12 protein-coding genes are annotated in these 16,352 nt (G+C 57.5%); 7 read left to right on the top strand and 5 right to left on the bottom strand.

Annotated elements, in window-relative coordinates:
* Positions 1-318 precede the first annotated feature (318 nt).
* The 5 genes from ACP7A4_RS11165 to ACP7A4_RS11145 are packed head-to-tail and all read left to right on the top strand — an operon-like array spanning position 319 to position 4,895.
* A complete protein-coding gene (locus tag ACP7A4_RS11165) occupies positions 319-1,209 on the top strand; it encodes a VOC family protein (RefSeq protein ID WP_059762120.1) in 891 nt (296 codons plus the stop codon).
* 10 nt (positions 1,210-1,219) lie between these two features.
* Positions 1,220-2,095, top strand: coding sequence for a CoA transferase subunit A (locus ACP7A4_RS11160; RefSeq protein ID WP_426246830.1), 876 nt, complete (start codon positions 1,220-1,222; stop codon positions 2,093-2,095).
* Positions 2,096-2,106: 11 nt separating this feature from the next.
* Positions 2,107-2,904, top strand: a complete 798-nt coding sequence (locus ACP7A4_RS11155; protein ID WP_426246828.1) for a CoA-transferase subunit beta — start codon at positions 2,107-2,109, stop codon at positions 2,902-2,904.
* A gap of 15 nt (positions 2,905-2,919) precedes the next feature.
* Positions 2,920-3,825 carry an enoyl-CoA hydratase gene (locus ACP7A4_RS11150; RefSeq protein ID WP_426246826.1) on the top strand — a complete coding sequence of 302 codons (906 nt, stop codon included), beginning with the start codon at positions 2,920-2,922 and terminating at the stop codon, positions 3,823-3,825.
* The gene (locus ACP7A4_RS11145; protein WP_426246824.1) at positions 3,822-4,895 is read left to right on the top strand and encodes an NAD(P)H-dependent flavin oxidoreductase; all 1,074 of its coding nucleotides are present in this window, start codon (positions 3,822-3,824) and stop codon (positions 4,893-4,895) included. The genes ACP7A4_RS11150 and ACP7A4_RS11145 overlap by 4 nt, the downstream gene beginning before the upstream one ends.
* A gap of 446 nt (positions 4,896-5,341) precedes the next feature.
* Here ACP7A4_RS11145 and ACP7A4_RS11140 read toward each other — a convergent pair whose 3' ends face one another.
* The 5 genes from ACP7A4_RS11140 to ACP7A4_RS11120 form a co-directional block, all read right to left on the bottom strand.
* Positions 5,342-6,448: a Gfo/Idh/MocA family protein gene (locus tag ACP7A4_RS11140; RefSeq protein ID WP_059761991.1), complete on the bottom strand. Its 1,107-nt coding sequence runs from the start codon at positions 6,446-6,448 to the stop codon at positions 5,342-5,344.
* A gap of 95 nt (positions 6,449-6,543) precedes the next feature.
* Positions 6,544-7,311, bottom strand: a complete 768-nt coding sequence (locus ACP7A4_RS11135) for an SDR family oxidoreductase (protein ID WP_426246822.1) — start codon at positions 7,309-7,311, stop codon at positions 6,544-6,546.
* Between the two features lie 24 nt (positions 7,312-7,335).
* On the bottom strand, positions 7,336-8,403 hold the full coding sequence (locus tag ACP7A4_RS11130) for a phosphotransferase family protein (protein ID WP_203303471.1): 1,068 nt from the start codon (positions 8,401-8,403) through the stop codon (positions 7,336-7,338).
* A gap of 198 nt (positions 8,404-8,601) precedes the next feature.
* Positions 8,602-8,916, bottom strand: a complete 315-nt coding sequence (locus tag ACP7A4_RS11125; protein WP_003182883.1) for an SCP2 sterol-binding domain-containing protein — start codon at positions 8,914-8,916, stop codon at positions 8,602-8,604.
* A gap of 55 nt (positions 8,917-8,971) precedes the next feature.
* Positions 8,972-9,685 carry a histidine phosphatase family protein gene (locus tag ACP7A4_RS11120; protein WP_426246819.1) on the bottom strand — a complete coding sequence of 238 codons (714 nt, stop codon included), beginning with the start codon at positions 9,683-9,685 and terminating at the stop codon, positions 8,972-8,974.
* A gap of 206 nt (positions 9,686-9,891) precedes the next feature.
* Between ACP7A4_RS11120 and sohB the strand changes: the two genes are divergently transcribed.
* Together sohB and ACP7A4_RS11110 are read left to right on the top strand one after the other, a co-directional pair.
* Entirely contained in the window at positions 9,892-10,911 is a 1,020-nt protein-coding gene (sohB, locus tag ACP7A4_RS11115; RefSeq protein ID WP_059761987.1) for a protease SohB, read from the top strand.
* Between the two features lie 417 nt (positions 10,912-11,328).
* Positions 11,329-16,275 carry an NEL-type E3 ubiquitin ligase domain-containing protein gene (locus ACP7A4_RS11110; protein ID WP_426246817.1) on the top strand — a complete coding sequence of 1,649 codons (4,947 nt, stop codon included), beginning with the start codon at positions 11,329-11,331 and terminating at the stop codon, positions 16,273-16,275.
* The last annotated feature ends 77 nt before the right edge of the window (positions 16,276-16,352 follow it).

The raw sequence follows: 16,352 nt of genomic DNA, 5'->3' as shown, positions 1-16,352 counted from the left end.
CTGACTGTGACGTTGAATGGTTCTACGGCCGCTTCGCGCCCGGACGCAGCCTCGCATTACTCGTCAGCGACTACACCGAGCTGGCGTAGCAGTTGCCGCAGGCGACGTCCGATTGCGAAGCGGTCGTAAACCCGTTGAGCGCGGTCTGCCTGCGCCATCACGCTGAACGGTTCTAAGGCCGCTTCGCGTTACTCGTCAGCGGCTACAGGGTCAGAGTTTAAGCGGGCTCATCGGCGTTAGTCTCAACGGACGATGATCTGTGACACCTTCCTTCCCATACTGCCCTCAGCCCATACAAACAGGCGTTGAGGAGCAGGCATGATCGACATTCGTGGTTTGAGCTACTTCGTTGCAGAGTCCGCCGACCCGGCCCAGTGGCAGCGTTATGCCCACGATGTGCTGGGGATGATGGTGGCCCCGGCACCCTCGGGCGGGCTGTACGTGAAGATGGACGAGCGCCCGTTTCGCATGTTGATTGTGGCCGGTGGCGAGTCGCGCTATTTAGCTTCGGGGTGGGAGTTGCCCAATGAAGCGGCTTTCAACGACGCCATCGACACGCTGAATCAGGCCGATGTGAGCTGGCGCCCGGGCACCGCCGAGCAATGCGCTCAGCGCGGCGTACAAGCACTGCTGCATGTCACGGACCCTTCGGGTAATCGCCATGAGTTGAGCTGGGGGCATCGTTCCGATTGTCAGCCCTTTGTCTCGCCTCAAGGCGTACCGGGTTTTATTACCGGCGACATGGGGTTGGGGCACACCGTGCTGCCAGCCCCCAATTTTGATGCCACGCTGGCCTTCGCCAAGGATGTGTTGGGGTTTGAGCTGTCGGACATTTTCAACTTCCGGCCCGACCCGTCTGCACCGCCCATTCGCATCCACTTTTTGCATTGCAGGAACAGCCGCCATCACAGTTTGGCGCTGGCTGAATACCCGGTGCCGTCGGGGTGCGTGCATGTGATGGTCGAGGTCGGTTCGATGACGCAAGTTGGCCGCGCTCACGACCGGCGCATTGCGCATGACGTGCCGCTGTCGGCCACGCTGGGCCAACACCTGAATGACCACATGACCTCTTTTTATATGAAAACCCCTTCAGGATTTGATCTGGAGTACGGCTACGGCGGCTTGTTGGTGGATTGGCAAGCCCATAGCGCATTTGAATTCACCCGGGTCAGTCTCTGGGGGCACGACTTTTCGGTCGGCCAGCAGTAAGGAGCAAGCGATGAACAAGCAAATGACAGCGGCTGACGTGGTCGGCCAATTGCGCGACGGCATGACCATCGGCTTCGGTGGTTGGGGCCCTCGGCGCAAGCCCATGGCAATCGTGCGCGAGATCCTGCGTTCGCACGTCAAGGACCTGACCGTGGTGGCCTATGGTGGCCCGGAAGTGGGCATGCTGTGCGCCGCCGGTAAAGTCAAAAAACTCATATTTGGCTTTGTTACCCTCGATGCGATCCCGCTGGAGGCTTACTTTCGCAAGGCCCGCGAGGCCGGTGAACTGGAGCTGATGGAGCTGGACGAAGGCATGTTGCAATGGGGTCTGCGGGCGGCAGGCATGCGCTTGCCGTTTCTGCCCACGCGCTGTGGGCTTGGCACCGACGTCACACGCCTCAATCCGCAGATCAAGCACGTGCAGTCGCCGTATGAGGAGGGCGAGGTGCTGTTGGCCATGCCAGCGTTAAACCTCGATATCGCCTTTTTGCATGTCAATGTCGCGGACCGCCTGGGCAACACGTTGATCACCGGGCCAGACCCGTACTTCGACCACCTGTATGCCAGGGCCGCCCGGCAGTGTTTTGTCTCGTGTGAACGCATTGAGGAGCGCTTGAGCCTGGATGCCCGACAAGCACGCTTTAACACCTTCGAGCGTTATCTGGTCAGTGGCGTGGTGCATGCCCCGTGCGGTGCGCATCCCACCTCTTGCCCGTCGGATTACGGTTGGGACATGGAGCACTTGAAGCGCTACAGCGCCAGTGCCGCCGAAGAAGGTGGCTGGCAGGGCTACATGGCCCAGTTTGTGACCGCGGGTGAAAGTGCGTATCAGGCCAGCAATGGCGGTATTGATCGGTTGCACACACTGCCGCTGCCCGTGTTTTGAGGAGGATGACCATGACTGCGACGTGCGAATTTACCTTGGCCGAGCTGCTGATCGTGGCCGCGAGCGAAGCCTGGCGCGGCAATGGCGAAGTGATCGCTTCGGGCTTGGGTGTGATCCCGCGCCTGGCCGCGAGCGTGGCCAAAATGAGTCACAGCCCGCAATTGCTGATGACCGACAGTGAGGCGTTTTTGGTCGAAGAGCCGGTGCCCTTGGGGCCGCGCGACGATGTTGAGCCGCGTTACTCAGGTTATCTGTCGTTTGAGCGGGTGTTTGAGTGCGTGTGGGGTGGGCGCCGTCACGCGATGATCGGCCCCACCCAGGTCGACCGCTGGGGCCAGACCAACCTGTCGTGCATTGGCGATTACCGCACCCCAAAAGTGGCGATGCTCGGCGTGCGTGGTTTGCCCGGCAACAGCATCAATCATCTCAATTCGTTTTTCATTCCTGCGCACAACACCCGGGCCTTTGTTGCGGGTGAAGTGGACATGGTCTCGGGTGCAGGGTTTAAGGATGAGCGCTGGGAAGAAGGCATGCGGCGCGACCTGATGGACATCGGCCTGATCGTGACCGACCTGTGCGTCATGGACTTCGGTGGGCCGGATCGCGCAGTGCAAGTGCGCTCTGTGCACCCCGGTGTGAGTTTTGAGCGGGTGCAAGAGAACACCGGCTTCCCCTTGCTCAAAGCCTGCGACTTTAAGCAGACCGTGGCCCCGAGCGCAGAACAGTTGGCGTTGATCCGCAGGCTCGACCCGCATGACTACCGCGCCGCCGCGCTCAAGGGCAACCCGCCCGGCATTCGTCAGCCTTGAAGGCAAGGACACTCTATGAGCCGCGACCCTGAATTTGTGCAGCGCGTGGATGGCGCTGTGTATGAAACCGAAGAACCGGTGCTGTATAGCGTCGCCGACGGCATCGCGAGCGTGACGCTGAACCGGCCGACGGTAAACAACGCGCAAAATTCGCAAATGACCTACGCACTGGACGAGGCTTTCAGGCGGGCGGTGAATGACGACGAGGTCAAAGTCATTGTGTTACGCGCCAATGGCAAGCATTTCTCGGCGGGCCATGACATTGGTACACCGGGGCGCGACATCAACAAACCCTTTGAACGTGCGCACTTGTGGTGGGACCACACCAACAAGCCCGGGGGTGAATACCTGTATGCGCGTGAGCAGGAGGTGTACCTGGGCATGTGCCGACGCTGGCGCGAACTGCCCAAACCGACCATCGCGATGGTGCAGGGTGCGTGCATTGCGGGTGGCCTGATGCTGGCCTGGGTCTGCGATTTGATCGTGGCCAGTGACGATGCGTTTTTCCAGGACCCGGTGGTGCGCATGGGGATACCGGGGGTTGAGTACTTTGCGCACCCTTATGAGTTGAATCCGCGCATTGCCAAGGAGTTTCTGTTTACCGGTGATCGCATGGATGCCGGGCGCGCTTACCAAATGGGCATGGTCAATCGCCTGTTCAGCCGCCAAGAGCTGCAAGCCGGGACGTACGCCCTCGCGGCTGCCATCGCCAGGCAACCGCGCATGGGGCTGGCGTTGACCAAGCAGGCGATCAACCACGTTGAAGACTTGCAAGGCAAACGCTCGGCAATGGACGCGGCGTTTGCCTGGCATCACTTTGCCCACAGCCACAATGAATTGCTCTCGGGCGACAAACTCGGCGGTTTTGATGCCAAAGCTATGGCCCAGGCTAACAAGGCAGCGGCGGGGGAACGGGGATGAGTGCGTACTTGAACACGGCGTTGACCGTGGCATTGGGCTGCCGCTATCCCATCGTGCAGACCGCTATGGGGTGGGTCGCCGATGCCAATTTGGTGATTGCCAGCAGCCAGGCGGGCGCCTTCGGATTTTTGGCCGGTGCGACCCTTGCACCCCGGCAACTGGAAGCCGAGATCAAGCGGGTGATTGAAGCCACGGGCGGGAGCAACTTCGGGCTCAATTTTCATATGTTTCAAGAAAACGCCGCGCAGTGTATTGACCTGGCCATTGCTTATCGGCTGCGCGCCGTCAGCTATGGTCGCGGGCCTGATGCCCGAACCATCGAGCGCTTTAAAAAAGCCGGGGTGTTGTGCATTCCCACGGTGGGCGCACTCAAGCATGCAATCAAAGCGGTTGAGCTGGGGGCTGACCTGATCACCGTGCAAGGGGGCGAAGGCGGTGGTCATACCGGCGGCGTGCCAAGTACGATTTTATTGCCTCAAGTGCTGGATGCGGTGCAGGTGCCCGTGATTGCCGCGGGCGGTTATTCCACAGGGCGTGGGCTGGCCGGGGTATTGGCCAGTGGGGCTGCCGGGGTTGCAATGGGCACGCGTTTTTTGATGACCCGCGAATCGCCCACCCCGCTTGCCACGCTGGAGCGCTACGTCAAGGTCACAGACCCGCAGCAGATCCGGGTAACCACCGCGGTGGACGGCATGCGTCACCGCCTGATTGAAAACGCATTCATCAATCGCCTGGAGCGGGCCAGTGCGTTGGGTCGCTTGCGCATTGCCCTGGGCAGCGCCTGGCACTGGAAGCAACAGACGGGCATGAGTGTGCGGCATATGCTCAGTGTGTTTGCCCAGTCGCTCAAAGAAGACCCAGGCGCGTTGTCGCAAACCGTCATGGCGGCCAATCAACCGGTGTTGCTACAGCGCTCAATGGTGGACGGCCTGCCGGATGAAGGGATTTTGCCCAGCGGGCAAGTGGCGGCAGCGATTGGCGAGTTGAAGAGTTGCCAGCAGGTCATCGATGACATCGTACGGGAAGCCGAGCGGTGCCTGATGGCCGTCAGCGCGCCGTATAACCTGTAGTCGCTGACGAGTGGTGCGAGGCTGCGAAGCGGTCGCAAAACCATTGACACTCTGAACGTGTAGTCGCTGACGAGTAATGCGAGGCTGCGTCCGGGCGCGAAGCAGTCGTAGAACCATTCAACGTCACAGTCAGCGGGTTAACGATCGCTTCGCAATCGGACGTCGCCTGCGGCAACTGCTACGCCCAACTCGGTGTAGTCGCTGACGAGTAATGCGAGGCTGCGTCCGGGCGCGAAGCGACCGTAAATCCATTCAACGTCACAGTCAGTGGATTTACCGACCGCTTCGCAATCGGACGTCGCCTGCGGCAACGGCTACGCCAAACTCGGTGTAGTCGCTGACGAGTAATGCGAGGCTGCGTCCGGCCGCGAAGCGGCCGTAAATCCATTCAACGGGGTGCCTGAAAGACACTACGGTCATCGGTTTTGCGATCATTTGGCGAGTTCTCAGAGCGGGACCCAGCGCTGCTCCAGCGCCGCCACGCGAATGGCATCGGCCAGGCGTTCTACGTGCCAGGCTTCTTCGAAGTCGGGGCCGGGCGCGGGCAGCCCGGCGCAGGCTTGAATCACCGCGTGCACTTCCAGGGTTTTTAACTCGTTGTAGCCCAATTGGTGGCCTGCCGCCGGACTGAAAGCCGCGTATCCCGGCAGTGTTGGCCCTGACAGCAAACGTTCGAAGCCCGATTGTCCCTCTAAGCACAGTTGAAGTTCGTTCAAGCGCTCCTGATCGAATTTGAGCGTGCCGCGCGTGCCACTGATTTCAAAACTGAGGTGATTTTTGTAGCCGTGTTTGAGCCAACTGCTGCTCAAGGTGCCGCGCGCGCCCTGACTGAAGCGCAGCAAGGCATGGGTCTGGTCGTCGACGCGGATGCTTTTTTGCTCATGACTGCCCGTGTGTGCGGGACGCTGCGGGTGCACGGTCAGGCTGTCGGCGCACACCGCTTCAATGTCGCCCAGCAGATAGCGCGCCAGGGCCAACAGGTGGCTGCCCAAATCGGCCAGTGCCCCGCCAGCATGCCCCGGCTCGCAGCGCCATGACCAGGGCGCGGCCGGATCGGCCATGAAGTCTTCACTGAATTCACCCTCAAAGCTGACGATGCGACCCAGATCGCCACGCGCAATCATGTCGCGGGCCAGCACCAGCATCGGGTTGTGCTGATAGTTATAACCCACGCGTGTTACGACACCGGCGGCCTTGGCTGCCTGGCGCATTTCATCGGCCTGTTGCAGGCTCACGGCCAAGGGCTTTTCGCAGTACACGGCTTTGCCTGCCGCAATCGCTGCCATCGCCATCGGGAAGTGCAAGTGGTTGGGGGTGGTGATGGCCACCAGGTCCACGTCGGGGTTGGCGATCAATTGCTGCCAGTCGCTGTGGGCCTGAGCAAAGCCCCATGCGCCAGCACAGTGTCGGGCCCGTTCAGCGTCGGCATCCGCCAGCGCCGCCAGGTGCAGTTTCACCGGTAACTCGAAGGCTGCACTGACGTTGCGAAACGCCAGCGCATGCGCGCGTCCCATAAATCCGGTGCCGATCAAGCCTATTCCAAGTGAACGCATAGCCACTTCCTTTGAATTCTTATGTTCAGGGAAGGCCATTAATGGAATAAATATTTCGAATTTGCAATAAGTAGAACTAAATTATTGATTTGGTCTCAGGATAAAAACCCGCCATCCACATTCAATGAAATGCCGGTGGTGTAGGTGGAAGCAGCGCTGGCCAGATACAGCACCGCGCCGGCCATTTCATCCGGCTCGGCGACACGTTTGAGTGGCACCTGTTGCAACACGCCCTTGAGGATGGCTTCGTTTTTGACCAGCGCCGAGGCGAATTGAGTGTCGGTCAGGCCCGGTAGCAAGGCGTTGCAGCGAATGCCAAACGAGGCGCACTCCTTGGCAAACACTTTGGTCATGTTGATCACCGCCGCCTTGGTCATCGAGTAAACGCCCTGGAACGCTCCCGGCGAGACGCCATTGATAGAGGCAACGTTGATGATGCTGCCGCCCCCGTGTTCACGCATCAACTTGCCGCCTTCAACCGACATGAAGAAGTAGCCGCGAATGTTCACGTCGACGGTTTTTTGGAACGCGCCGAGGTCGGTGTCCAGCACGTTGCAGAACTGCGGGTTGGTGGCCGCGTTGTTGACCAGAATATCGAGGCGCCCGAACTCGGCACGAATGCGCGCGAAGGTGTGGTGGATCTGTTCCATGTCGCCGATATGGCAAGCAATCGCGGTGGCGTTACCACCTTGCGCGATGATTGCATCCGCTACCCGTTGGCAGCCCTCAAGCTTGCGGCTGGAAACGATCACATGGGCGCCTTGTTGGGCCAGCAGCTTGGCGATGGTTTCGCCGATGCCACGGCTGGCGCCTGAAACAAAGGCAATTTTGCCATCAAGGTCGAACAGTTGAGTTTTGGACATGCTGATTCCCGGGTGAGCGCAGGTTTAAAGGCTGGACTGGCGGATGACCTTAAGGCTCATCTGCTCCAGCAGTGCATTCATCTGTACAAACGGGGCGAAACGTTTGTCTTGAGTCTGGCCGTGGTAGTAGCGGTAGTAGATCTGTTGAACGATGCCTGCCAGGCGGAACAAACCGTAGATGTAATAGAAATCGTAGTTGTCGATCTGAATGCCGGAACGTTGTGCGTAGTAATCAACGAATTCACGGCGGGTCAACATGCCGGGAGCATTGCTCGGTTGGCGTCGCATGCGTTGCACGACGGGTGGATCATCGGCTTCTATCCAATAGGCGAGGCTGTTGCCCAGGTCCATCAGCGGGTCACCCAGTGTGGTGAGTTCCCAATCCAGCACGCCCACGATCTGCATCGGGTTATGCGGGTCGAGGATCACGTTGTCAAAGCGGTAGTCGTTGTGAACGATGGCAGGCGTCGGATGATCGGCAGGCATTTTTTCCTTGAGCCAGGCCTTGACCGCTTCCCACTGCGGGGCATCCGGGGTCAGGGCCTTTTCGTAACGATCACACCAACCGCTGATCTGGCGGTATACATAACCTTCTGGCTTGCCCAGATCGGCCAGCCCACAGGCCGTGTAGTCGACGCTGTGCAACTCGACCAGTGTGTCGATAAAACGGTGGCACAGTTGGCCGGTGTGCGCAGGGGAGAGGTTCAGTTCAGGGGGCAGGTCGGAACGCAGAATGATGCCCTTGACCCGCTCCATCACATAGAACTCACTGCCGATCAGCGTCTCATCGGTGCAGTGGGCGTAGGCTTTGGGGCAGTAGGGGAAGGCGTCCTTGAGATGATTGAGCAGGCGAAACTCACGGCCCATGTCGTGAGCGGATTTGGCTTTGTGGCCAAAGGGCGGACGCCGCAGCACCAGTTCGACACCCGGATACTCGATCAGGTACGTCAGATTCGAAGCCCCGCCCGGAAACTGGCTGATGGTCGGCAGGCCAGAGAGCCCTGCAATATGGGCCTTGAGATACGGATCAACCTGGCTGACGTCGAGTTCTTCGCCAGGGCGGATACGGGTGGACGAGTCGGTGAGCGCCATATCTATCTCTTCTGCTTATTTTTAAGGCCAGACAACATTCGCTAATCTAATGGGCCACCCCGTTCGCGACAAGTCGATGCCGGCCTTAATAGGCGTGGGTGTTAAGGGGTAATCAGTGTCTCTGATGGCAGTTGCACAAAACGCAGCGCAAAAAAAACCGAAGCTGCGTGGGCTCCGGTTTTTCGTGGTGCGCTGGGCTTAGCTCGGGAAGAGTTCGCTCAGTTTCATGGCCAGCATCATGTCGCCTTCAGCGCGCAGCTTGCCGCCCATAAAGGCCTGCATGCCGTCTGTTTCGCCGCTGACGATGCCTTCCAGGGTTTCGCCGTCCATCACCAGAGTCACTTGAGCGTCCGGGTTTTCGCCTTCTTGCAGTTCGCAGGTGCTGTCTTTAACGATCAGCGAGAAGTTCTTGGTGTCATCAATGCGAAAGCCAAACACCAGGTCCAGGCCAGCAGCAGCGGCTGGGTTGAATTTGGCTTTCATTGCTTGCACGGCATCAGCTACAGAAGTCATGGTTCGATCCTTTTATGGTGGGTTACGGCGACCCGAGGGTCGCGGTTGCCGACGCTCAACGATAGGTGATGAGTGACGGCGTCTTCAACAGTTGCAAATGCACATGACTGTTGAAGGAAGCCAGTGTCACCTCGCGGCCTTGAAACTTGAGGCGACTGAGCGAGGTGTTTGCTATTTGCCAGGTCAGCTTGAACGCGTCGTTGGCGGGAATGCGGGTCAACAGGTGAAGCAGGGCGGTGATGGTGCCGCCGGAGGTGAACACAGCGATAGTGTGCTGCGTGTCATGGGCGTGATCGAGCAGTCGATTGAGGCCGCCCTGCACACGCTCGACAAAGGCCAGCCAGCTTTCCAGCTCGGGGGTGTCCCAAGTGCCGCTGAGCCAACGCGCAACAATCAGATCGAAAATGCGCTGGAATTCGACCGGGTCATGGGCGGCGTTGGTCATTGCGGCCACTGCGTGGGGTTCATCCGGCAACAAGCCGGGAAGCAAGGCTTTAAGCACGCCGAATGCATCGAATTCATTGAAGGCTGCGTCAACTTCCAGTGTGGGCCTGGCTAACCCGGCGGCGCTGAACTGCTCCAGCGCATGGCGGGCCGTGTCTTGCTGGCGCGTCAGATCTCCGGATACACAGCGGTCAAAGCTCACGCCCAGGTCAACCAGGTGCTGGCCGACTATTTGTGCCTGTCGCTCGCCCAGCGGCGACAGCACGTCGTAGTCGTCTGCGCCGAAGGAGGCTTGGCCATGTCTTATCAAGTAGATGCTGCCCACGTCCGCTATGCCCCGGTACGTTGAAAGTCTGGCGAGGTTAGGAGTAAGCCGGGAAGCTGTCAATGAAAAAACATACGCTCGTTTGAATTGCCCGATGCGCCTGCGTACAAGGTGTTTCGCGGCTGGCAGCCTCAGGTTGGCGCCGGTATGCTGAGCGTCATCACGCACCCCGCGATTCACGGGGTGTAACGTTTAAAGGAGAGTCTGTGGAATTTCTAGCCGAGTACGCCAGTTTTTTGGCCAAAACCGTGACCCTGGTGGTCGCTATCATCGTGGTCCTGGTTGCACTCGCCGCGTTGCGGGGCAAAGGCCGTCGTTCGACAGGGCAATTGCAGGTCATCAAGATGAATGACTTCTACAAAGGCCTGCGTGAGCGCCTGGAACAGTCGCTGTTGTCCAAAGGCCAGCTCAAGTCGTTACGCAAGCAGACAGGTAAAGCCGATAAAAAACTTAAAAAACAACCCGACGACAAGCCTCGTGTCTTTGTGCTGGATTTCGACGGTGATATCAAAGCTTCTGCCACTGAAAGCCTGCGTCACGAAATTACGGCATTGCTGACCCTGGCCACCCCGGCCGACGAAGTTGTGCTGCGCCTGGAAAGCGGCGGCGGCATGGTGCACAGCTATGGGTTGGCGTCTTCGCAACTGGCCCGTATTCGTCAAGCGGGTATCCCTCTCACGGTGTGTATCGACAAAGTGGCGGCCAGTGGCGGCTATATGATGGCCTGCATTGGCGCCAAAATTATCAGCGCACCTTTTGCCATCCTGGGTTCGATCGGTGTGGTCGCTCAACTGCCCAACGTCAATCGTCTGTTGAAAAAACATGACATTGATTACGAAGTGCTCACGGCCGGCGAATACAAGAGAACACTCACAGTGTTTGGCGAAAACACTGAAAAGGGTCGGGAAAAATTCCAACAGGACTTGGATATCACCCACCAGTTATTCAAAAACTTTGTGTCTCAATACCGCCCGCAGTTGGCGATTGATGAAGTGGCCACAGGTGAAGTCTGGTTAGGCGTAGCGGCGGTTGAAAAACAACTGGTGGATGAGTTGAAAACCAGCGATGAGTATTTGTGCGAGCGTGCACAGACTGCGCAGCTCTACCACCTGCATTACGCCCAGCGTAAAAGTTTGCAGGAGCGTGTTGGGCTGGCAGCCAGCACCTCGGCGGAACACTTGGTCGACTCGGTCTGGAAGCGTGTGTCGCAACAGCGTTTCTGGTAAGCCTGCGGTCCTGTCGCGATGGGTTCATCCGGCAGTCTGTCCACAATGTTTTCAACGCCGCATCACCGAGCGTAGATACATTTTGGACAGAGCGTGGCAAAGAGCGCTGGCATGAGTGGGTGATAAGTCGCGCACGCTTTAAGGTTTATTCGTGATCACCCCTGCGAGGTATTAAATAGGTAACGCCTGTGCCGCAAGGCCAGTATTTAAGCTGACGTTTCTAATGTGAAACAGGCTTTTGTCATGGCTAACGGGAATGAAATAACACCTAGCGCCGCTATAAAGTTGGTCGCTGATCAGTCAAGAACTCTGGCCACTACGCGCGCCGACAATAAGCATCAAACGTTGATACCCACTCTACTGCCTCCCTGGTTTGTTAACGCACCGGGGTATGTGCGTGATTCACTGCGTGAAAGTATGCAGCGACGACACGACTCCTATAAAGAAGTCTCTCGTATCCTGGCCACAGTAACGCCAATGGTGCAATTTGTAGAAACGCGTCTAAAAACCGCATTAACAGCTCAGGGTTGGCATAGCATTGACGTCAAGCGCTATGGACTCAAACACGTCCATCTGGCGAGTAATGTGTTGGGGTTTATTGCGCGGCAAAACATTAACGTTGTTGACTCCTTTATTCGCCTGTTATTCCCCACGTCGTGGGTGCCTGAGTCGCTTGAAATCAACGTGGGCGCGACCTCGACGTATCAGAGCTTGGTGCAGGCAGCCATGCAGAACTTTGAGCCTTCAGAAACGCAGGCCGAGGGTTTCGATCCGGGAACGTGCATCTATTCGGTGAATAATAATCAGCCCACCGTGCACAGCGAACTGGCGCCTGAACAGTTTGCGCGCGTGTGCCGGGACTTGAATGCGGGCGTGCAATATCAGTTGCATCTGGACCGTGTTTTTACACCGGTCGAAGACGCATGGCCCGCCACGGACCCTCGGGCACAGGCCTATAAAATAAAGAGCGTCTTCAGTGCCAATTTACGCCATGAATTTTCATGCGCCTTGCACATGGCCTACATGAAAAACGACATCAGTGTTGAGTCGTATAGTTTTGGTTTTCATCTGTTATTGGGCCCTTCATCGGTGTTTTCCATGGGCAACCCAGCCTATGGCGTATTCGAATTAATGGAAGTGGAAGTCACAGGGATCATGGTGCTATGGCCGCAGCGAAAGCCCGCGTCGCAGACGCAACCCTGCTTGGTCTATCTTCCCCAATGCCCTGATAAAACATTCTATGAGTTTGAGACGTTCAGTGAGTTTCAGGTGCATTTACGTGAATGGTTGAAGCGCCCCGAGTTTGCCGACTATTTTGCACAACGCGTACCACTGAGTCAGCGCGCAGAGTTTGTACGCCGGACTCATCATAAACATGCGTCGTGGGACTCACTGCTCTTGCGGCGCCCGCCGATTATTTATGAACCTGCGTTGTTCACAGAGTCACGCGCCACCCCCAGAACCGATGACCCTTTCGAAGTGATGTGGCTACAGCAATTAAAGCGGATCAAAGATGATGCGCGATTATTGATTGTGCCCACGGAAGATCAAGACACCCGCGAGCGCCTGGAGCGTCAGGCCACGTATTTAAACCTGGGCATCAGTGTGTTGGGGCTGGCATTGGGTTTTGTCCCGGTGTTGGGGGAAGTGTTATTGGCGGCGAGTGTTATCCAGCTGGGTGAAGAGGTCTACGCGGGTATCAAGGCGTGGAGGGCCGATGACAAAGTGGCCGCCATTAATTACTTATTTGATATCGCACAGAATGTGGCGTTGCTCGCAGGTCCCGCAGCGGCCAGCAAAACCTTGAAGGCGCCAGCGGGGGTGGATGCGCTGGTCCCAGTCAGACTTGAAAACGGCGCACGTAAACTATGGAAGCCGCAGATGGCGCCTTATGCGGTAGAAGGTGTTGGTCTTGCTGGAATCAAGCCGGACGCGCAGGGCATTTATACACGTAATGGCCAGTCATATATCAAGCTGGATGACAAGGTGTATAGCCTGCACACAGAGGCTTCAACGCAGGTATTTTCCGTGCGCCATCCCACCGACCCGACGGCGTACCGGCCCAAGTTGCAACATAACGGCATGGGTGCCTGGACCCATGAACTGGACCGTCCCCTTGAGTGGACTCGTCTGCAATTATTTCGCCGCCTGGGGCCAGACGCGCAGGCTTTATCCGCCCGTGCCGCCGATCATCTTTTGGCTGCGACCAACACCTCGGACGCTGTGCTGTGCAGGTTACTGATAGATAACCTGAGTACGCCGGCCTTATTGGCCGATGGTCTTAAGCGTATGGCACTGATCGAAAGAATTGAGGCGTTCATTGCCCGAATGCAGCGTGCCCAGACCGGGCACATGTCTGATGCGGACATACAGTTGAACGTATTGCCTCAGCTCCCTGGCTGGCCAGCCGACCGGGTATTGCGCGTGGTCAGCGACGATGGCCAGGCGTTTAAAGAATACGGGAAAGATCTGGTCTCCAGGCTGCCACGGCTGCAAGTGTCTGAATCGCAGGTGGCCAAGGGGGACTTGTTGAGGGTGACGCTGGAATGCCTGTCGGCGGGTCAGATAGAAGGCTTGCTAGGTCAAAAGCTGTCATCACTTGAACTGCAAGTTCGAGGGCTGGCTCAACACCTGGGAGATTTTACGCAAGCACAAAAAAACGAGGTGTTTTCATCTCTCTACCTTCAAGGTGAAACGCTTGGCACTGCCGGGAGCATCGTTAAACGGCAATTTCCAGGTTTGTCGGCAGCGGTGATCACGGAGTTGCTGGAGCACTTGACTGCCGAACAAGTCAGCCTGCTTGAGCGCGAAGAGCGCTTGCCCATGACGGTGCTGGAGGAGGCCCGTCATTTCGTGCAAAACCTGCGTTTGAACCGCGCCTTGGAGGGCTTGTTTTACGATGCCTTGAGCACTGAAGACAGCCTGGCGCTTGGGTGGAAAGCCTTGCCTTGGCTGCCCGGCTGGCCCGCAGACTTGCGCTTGGTCATTCGCGACAAGGCCAATGGCCTTGAACTCGACAGTGCAGGCAGTGCAACGGCGCGCCGTGTGCGTGAACTGTTCAAGAGTGCGCAGGGTTACGAATACTTCGGAACATCTTCGGGCAATATCTACAGCTCCCCGTCACTGTTCAATTGCGTTCTGACGCTGCTGTCAGCCAATGAGCGTTCAGCGATGGGGCTTACAATCCACGAGCCGTATGCCTCACTCAAAGCAAAAATTGCGAGTGTGGCGGCTGAAGAACGTCACCGAAGCGCACAGGTATTGGGCATGCATAGCCTTAAACCCTGGTTTAAATCACCGATGCGTTTAGCTGACGGCCGGGTGGGTTATACCCTTGGCGGCCGTTCCGGGCGCATTTTGCCTGATGTTCAGCCTGTGTTGCTCAAACATCAGGTTGTGGAGTTATACCCCCTAATGAGTGATGAGCAGGCCGGGCAGTTTCTGCATCGCTTAAGACTGCCGGTTGAGCAGATTGCCCGTGCATTAAGTGCGCTTAAGGCTGAACTTGAAACGCTGCGTCATGATCTTCATGTGTGGGAAACCTCCACGGTCTGGAGTCAGCCGCTCAATGCCCCGCGGTTTAAGGTGTCGGCACAGGTAAAAAGGTCCATCAGCCAAGCGTTGATACGTGCCTGGCGGCGGCAAACGCCCAGCGCCCACATAGGCGGGCATACCGGTTATGAACTGGACCTGAATGCCTGGCCCGTCGACTGTCTGCCCGCGTTGTCGGCTGACTATGCGCATATCAATGTGTTGAGTTTGAGCCAATCACCGGGCGGGGCGTTTCCTCCCCACTTTCTTGATAAGTTCCACCAGTTGCGGGTTCTGTCGCTCAAGCAAAACAAACTGGTGGAGCTGCCCGGATCGATTGGCGCAATGAGCGAGTTGCTGGATCTGGATCTCAGAGGGAATCAGCTTGTATTAACCCCTCAGGCCGCCAGTAAGCTGGCAGCACTGACCAAGCTCAAGTCACTCAACCTCACGGGCAATCCGTTAGGTAGCAGGTTGCGGGTCAGCCAAATGAGAGCGCTTGAGTATTTGTATGTGCGCTATACGGGCCTTACGCAGTGGCCCGAGGGTATTGAGCTGCTTGAGCAGCTTAAAACAGTGGACTTGCGTGACAACGCGATCACTCATGTTCCGGCGCACGTGCTAACCGCCCAACGCAGTGCCATTAACCGTGTGACGTTTTTGCACGACAACCCGTTGAGCAATGACTCGTTACGCCGTCTCTATCTTTACCAACGCGAGCAGGGCATTAGTTTTGGGATTTCGATCCCGCGTCATCATGTCATTCCTCGACGCGGCATTGAGCATTGGGCGGTTGCGCCAAACGCTGCGCAGCGCGTCGTCTGGGAGGACTTGAACGGGGCCGAGTATTCATCGGATTTTTTTCGGGTACTGGAAGACTTGAGTGAGTCATCGCAATTTGTCCAGGCGCGTGAAGATTTACGCCTGCGCGTCTGGACGCTGCTGAGCGCCATGCATGAAAACAGCGGTTTGCGCGGTCGAGTGTTTGAGGTCAGCACCCACCCGCGCACGTGTTCAGACGGCATTGCAATGGTGTTTGCCGATCTTGAGCTGCAACAACAAATCTACATGGCTGAGCACCGGCCACAGACCGAGGAGCAACTGCTGAAACTGGCCCGGGGGTTATTCAGGATCGACTTGCTCAACCAGCATGTTGAATCCGTTATTGCGCTGCTTATGGCACAGGTACGCGCCCAGTCCTTGGAGGCTGTAGAGCAACTGCAACAACTGAGCGATGCGATAAGCCCTGACTTTTCAGCCAAGCCGGTGACTCAAATGACGCCACAAGAACGCCAGGGGGTTGCGTACCGACTCGGCTCGCCGCAAGCGCTTGCGCTGGCAGAAAGGCTTAGCCCTGTGTGGCTGGAAAACCGTTTGGCGCAAATCGATCCGTTGGAAGTGCAGATGTACTACCACATTCATTTGGCAGAGACGCTGAACTTACCCAGCAGGCCCAAGAGTATGCGCTTTGTGAATGCTGCCAACGTGACGCCAGAGCAGCTAGAGATTGCGCGAGCGTATGTAATGGCTCAGGAAACACCTGAAGCGCTCACGGCGAATATTATTGCCAGGGATTTTTGGAAGGTTTTTTTGGAGAAAAAATACCCGGATATCTTTAAGGCTTCAGACACCCCCCATCAGGAACACATGGATACGCTCTTCACAGGGCGTGAGAGCGTGTCGAGTGACGAGTATGCGTCGCAAGCGCAGTTGATTGCGGGCGTACACGACCAGTCCAGACTGGCGTTGGTCACGCGCCTGACCCGCCAGGAGATTGAGCGGTATCCGCAGCTTATGTTCCCGGCCCTGCCTTCAACGTCCAGTGGTGGCTAGGCTCAGTACCCAATGCATCAATGCCCGGTTATGTGCGTTGATAACATTTCGTACAAGCCCTGGTGTTGCAGCCCTGA

The organism is Pseudomonas sp. TWR3-1-1, assembly GCF_049896545.1.
GTDB classification, from domain to species: Bacteria; Pseudomonadota; Gammaproteobacteria; order Pseudomonadales; family Pseudomonadaceae; genus Aquipseudomonas; species Aquipseudomonas weihenstephanensis.
The sequence above is the reverse complement of the archived record's forward strand: the minus strand, read 5'-3'. Positions and strand labels throughout refer to the sequence as shown.

What these genes read in the sequence shown, in the direction of transcription:
- ACP7A4_RS11160 (WP_426246830.1), top strand. Translation starts at nt 1,220, where the DNA reads ATGAACAAGCAAATGACAGCGGCTGACGTGGTCGGCCAATTGCGCGAC.
- ACP7A4_RS11130 (WP_203303471.1), bottom strand. Translation starts at nt 8,403, where the DNA reads ATGGCGCTCACCGACTCGTCCACCCGTATCCGCCCTGGCGAAGAACTC.
- ACP7A4_RS11165 (WP_059762120.1), top strand. Translation starts at nt 319, where the DNA reads ATGATCGACATTCGTGGTTTGAGCTACTTCGTTGCAGAGTCCGCCGAC.
- ACP7A4_RS11110 (WP_426246817.1), top strand. Translation starts at nt 11,329, where the DNA reads ATGCAGCGACGACACGACTCCTATAAAGAAGTCTCTCGTATCCTGGCC.
- ACP7A4_RS11140 (WP_059761991.1), bottom strand. Translation starts at nt 6,448, where the DNA reads ATGCGTTCACTTGGAATAGGCTTGATCGGCACCGGATTTATGGGACGC.
- ACP7A4_RS11150 (WP_426246826.1), top strand. Translation starts at nt 2,920, where the DNA reads ATGAGCCGCGACCCTGAATTTGTGCAGCGCGTGGATGGCGCTGTGTAT.
- ACP7A4_RS11135 (WP_426246822.1), bottom strand. Translation starts at nt 7,311, where the DNA reads ATGTCCAAAACTCAACTGTTCGACCTTGATGGCAAAATTGCCTTTGTT.
- ACP7A4_RS11155 (WP_426246828.1), top strand. Translation starts at nt 2,107, where the DNA reads ATGACTGCGACGTGCGAATTTACCTTGGCCGAGCTGCTGATCGTGGCC.
- ACP7A4_RS11145 (WP_426246824.1), top strand. Translation starts at nt 3,822, where the DNA reads ATGAGTGCGTACTTGAACACGGCGTTGACCGTGGCATTGGGCTGCCGC.
- ACP7A4_RS11125 (WP_003182883.1), bottom strand. Translation starts at nt 8,916, where the DNA reads ATGACTTCTGTAGCTGATGCCGTGCAAGCAATGAAAGCCAAATTCAAC.